This is a genomic window from Hydrocoleum sp. CS-953, from assembly GCF_002260545.1.
Classification (GTDB): domain Bacteria; phylum Cyanobacteriota; class Cyanobacteriia; order Cyanobacteriales; family Microcoleaceae; genus Trichodesmium.
In genome coordinates this window covers 1-4,336 of the sequence record NZ_LGSU01000712.1, presented here as the reverse complement: position 1 = coordinate 4,336, position 4,336 = coordinate 1, and the positions used below count along the sequence as shown (strand labels likewise).

Annotated in this window: 2 protein-coding genes; both read left to right on the top strand. The window is 32.3% G+C overall.

What is annotated here, in order from left to right:
* Positions 1 to 263: 263 nt before the first annotated feature.
* A complete protein-coding gene (locus AFK68_RS08330) occupies positions 264 to 3,167 on the top strand; it encodes an AAA-like domain-containing protein (RefSeq protein ID WP_094672333.1) in 2,904 nt (967 codons plus the stop codon).
* Between the two features lie 440 nt (positions 3,168 to 3,607).
* Positions 3,608 to 4,303 carry a hypothetical protein gene (locus AFK68_RS08325; RefSeq protein ID WP_094672332.1) on the top strand — a complete coding sequence of 232 codons (696 nt, stop codon included), beginning with the start codon at positions 3,608 to 3,610 and terminating at the stop codon, positions 4,301 to 4,303.
* Positions 4,304 to 4,336: the final 33 nt, after the last annotated feature.

Here is a 4,336-nt window from a genome sequence, read left to right as displayed (position 1 = left end):
AATCATTCCGTCTGTGTTAATCACTTAATAATTAAAATCATACCTAAATATAGCATTCTTTTGGCAAATTAGTATTATTGGTATGAGGAATATATAAGGCTACACGCAAGTTAAAAGTTAAAAGGTAAAAAATAATTTATGACTAATTTTGATAATTTCTAAATCCTGTTAGGGGAACTTTTCCCTATACGAAAAACACTTTAAAAGTCTACTATTCCTTATTCCCTATTGCCTATTACCTAGCGCGTAGCGCTATAACTGAAATGACAAATTATCAATATCAAGTCGGTGGATGTTTAGCAGTTGACTCTCCCACCTATATCAAACGTCAAGCAGATGTAGAATTATATCGTGGATTAAAAGCAGGAGAATTTTGTTATGTTCTTAATTCTAGACAGATGGGTAAGTCTAGTTTAAGAATACAAACTATGGAAATTTTACAAACGGAAGGAATTGTTTGTGCGGGTATTGATCTAAGTGCAATTGGTAATTTAGATATTACTCCTGAACAGTGGTATGCTAGTGTAATTGATAGTATTGTTAGTAGTTTAGATTTATATAATAGCTTTGATTTAACAACTTGGTGGTACGAACATAATAACTTATCTTATGCCCAACGTTTTAGTAAATTTATTCAATCAATTATCCTTCAGTTAATTCCAAAAAAAATTGTAATTTTTATCGACGAAATTGATAGTATTCTCAGTTTAAAATTTCAAGTAGATGATTTTTTTACAGTCATTCGTTCTTGTTACGATAAAAGAGCACAAAATCAAGAATATAAGCGCCTAACTTTTTCTTTTTTTGGTGTAGCAACTCCCTCCGATTTAATTCAAGATAAACTGCGGAGTCCGTTTAATATTGGTCGTGGAATTGAATTAACTGGTTTTACTTTCAGAGAAGCTCAACCTTTAGTCACAGGATTAGCGACAAAATCGACTAATCCTCAAGCAGTATTACAAGCAATATTAAACTGGACAGGGGGGCAACCTTTTCTGACTCAAAAAATTTGTCAACTTACCCTAAGAGCTGAGTCTTTTATACCCACTGATAAAGAAAAAGAATGGGTAGAAGATTTAGTAAAAAATCTAATCATCAATAATTGGGAAAGTCAGGATGAACCACAACATTTACGAACCATTCGCGACCGCCTCTTATTAAGCGAGCGAAGTCATAGATTATTATTGCTATATCAAAAAATTTTGCAGACAAAAGGAGTAAAAGTTCATCAAAATTCAGAACAATTAGAATTAAGATTAACTGGAGCTATCGTACAGCAGCGAGGCAAATTAAAAGTTTATAATCGAATCTACGAAACAATTTTTAGTCGAAATTGGATTAATAATATTTTGGCAGAAGTAGGGAGAGTAAAAGATGATAATTCTCTGCTCAAGTCCGATGCTAATTTATCAATGAATCGGCAGGAATATCGGAACTGTCAGATACTGCTGAACAAGGTAAAAAATTATTGGGTGAAAGGAGTTTTAGAAACTTCCTTACACGGCAAAGTATTAATTGAACTAGGATTAGAAGAACGAAAAAATGCAGTAAATCGTCCTTGGGGTTTAGTGTGGGAAGAATTAGAAAATCCACAACAAGAATTACCGCCCGGTACTCGAATTATTGATAAATTTGATGAGTTAGGTGCAGGTAGAACTTTATTAATTTTAGGTGAACCTGGTTCTGGAAAAACTACAACTTTATTAGAATTAGCGCGAGACTTAATTAATAGAACTGAAGCAGATTTAACTCAACCAATACCTGTTGTTTTTAACCTATCTTCTTGGGAGGGAAAAAAACAAGCGATCGCTGATTGGTTAGTTCGGGAATTACATACTAAATATCAAGTTTATCAACAAATTGGTAAAGCTTGGATACAAGAACAAAGGTTACTTTTACTACTTGATGGTTTAGATGAAGTTAGTAGAGAGATACGAGAATATTGTGTAGATGCTTTAAATGAATTTTGTCAAGAATACGGTCAAACAGAAATAGTAGTTTGTAGCCGGATTCGTGATTATGAAGTTCTTTCAAGCCAGTTAAAATTTCAAGCAGCTATTTATTTACAGCCCTTAAGTTTAGAGCAAATCCAAGAGTATTTAAAAAATGCAGGTTCAGAATTAGCAGCAGTCAGAAAAGCATTAGAATCTGATGTTAAATTACAAGAATTTTCCCGGTATCCTTTGATTTTAAGTATTATCAGTTTAGCTTATCAAGGAATATCAATTGAAGAGTTACCTACTCGCAGTAATTCTGAACTGAGAGAACATTTATTTAATGCTTATATTGAGCGAATGTTTAAGCGTAAGGCGGTTAATATTCCTTATAGTCAGGAGAAAGTAAAAAAATGGCTAATTTGGTTAGCAAAGCAAATGGTTAAGGAGTCAGAAACTGTATTTTTAATTGAAAGAATGCAGCCCTATTGGGTACAAAATAAAATTTATATTATTGCTTATATTATTACTCTTTTGACGATAATATTATTCGTATTATGGAACCTATTTTATCAATTTTTAAATTTGCCTAAAATGGCGTTACTTGTAGCATTTTGTTTTGTATATTTTTGGCGTTTTTTTGGATTTAAAACTATTCAAACAGTCACTACTTTGAGATGGTTAGGAAAATATACTATCAACCAATTAGTTATTGGCATAACTATCGGACTAATTTCTGGTCTATTATCTGCAGTTATTTTCTACTATAATTTAAAAATTCTTAATCAAATTAGTCATCCTCTACTGAGAGGAGCAATATCTGGATTAAGCTTAGGACTAACTCTAGGAATAGTTCGTGGTATGACAGGTCCGGGAATAGAAGAACTAACTATTCCTAATCAAGGAATTTTATTGTCAACTAAAAATGCTTTGATATTTGGTTTAATTGCAGCTATATTAATGATTTTCTCTGCTAAATTATTAGACTGGTACCTCATCGCTTGGTGTCAGTATGGGTTTATTTTCGGATTAGCTGTGGGAGGGGGAGAAGCTTGTGTAAAACATTTTATTTTACGAGTGATTTTGTATTTTAATGGTTATATACCTTGGAATTATTCTCGTTTCCTTGACTACGCCACACAATTAATTTTTTTACAAAAAGTAGGAGGTGGCTATATTTTTATTCATCGACTATTATTAGAACATTTTGCTAGAATGCCAGAGAAAAGTTAACAGTTATCAAAGTGTAGGGTTGCCATGGGGGGCTAGACATCTTTTATTAATTTTTTCCTATAACTAAAAAATCCTTACTTTTGACTAAATATTTAATTTTTTAGATATGGTATTAGGCGTTCCCGTAGCATTGCGTAGCACTATCGTTATTCTACACTCTACCAGTTCATCTAAATCTAAAATCTAAAAACTGTTGCGCAACAGTTGAATTAATTATCAACTAAAAATTTTGACTCTGCCAGTTCATCTAAATCTAAAATCTAAAAACTGTTGCGCAATAGTTGAATTAATTATCAACTAAAATCAAACTATACCATTTCTCTTGTAACTTCATAGAGAAATGGTAATAAAAATCTGTAGCTAATACTGCCATTCATTCTATAAAAATTAGCTATTCTCTAAAAAGGTAAATTTATAGCTAAGACAGTAACTTAACCATAATGCTGACACAAATCGTTCGTCCCATGGTTCGGACCCAGGTTCGGTTATTAGCAAACTGTCACTCAACCCGTCTCACATTAATTCATACAATTGCTAAATGGCTAGGTTTTTTGGGAGTAAAAGCAGAAGTAACCGAACTGGATGCTAGTCTAGACAAAAAAATAAGTATTTCCTTAACAGTGGAAAAACCAGAATCTTGTGAAAATCAAGATTGGCAAAAAATTGTTGATGGTGTAAAACAAGAAGAAAATCAAAATAATTCCCCAGAATTAACAACAACCGAACCGATCCAAAACATGACAACCAAGCAACAAGGAAAGCTGCAAAGGTTGATAGCTTATGTTATTCAAGCAGGGGAGCCAGATCGGGCAGTTAAATGGGAAGAAATATATCCTAATTTACAACAATTAGGATTAGATGAAAAGATATTGCAAGGAATTCGTTCTGCAATTAGAATACCTCAATCTATTGATTTATTAGTTGAAGAATTAGAACCAGATGTAGCTGCTATTGCTCTACCTTTAGCCATGAATATTGCTCTTTTTGATAGACGAGTAAATTCATCTGAAGATTATGCTTTAAGTTCATTATTACAAGTAATGAAACAACCGACGACTGTAGAGAAAAATGTACACAAAAAAACTTTTAAGCATAAACTATATTGGCTACTAACTTCAGTTATTCCTAGATATTAATTCATAGTTAATAGATAGTTTCAGGAAGTAAAT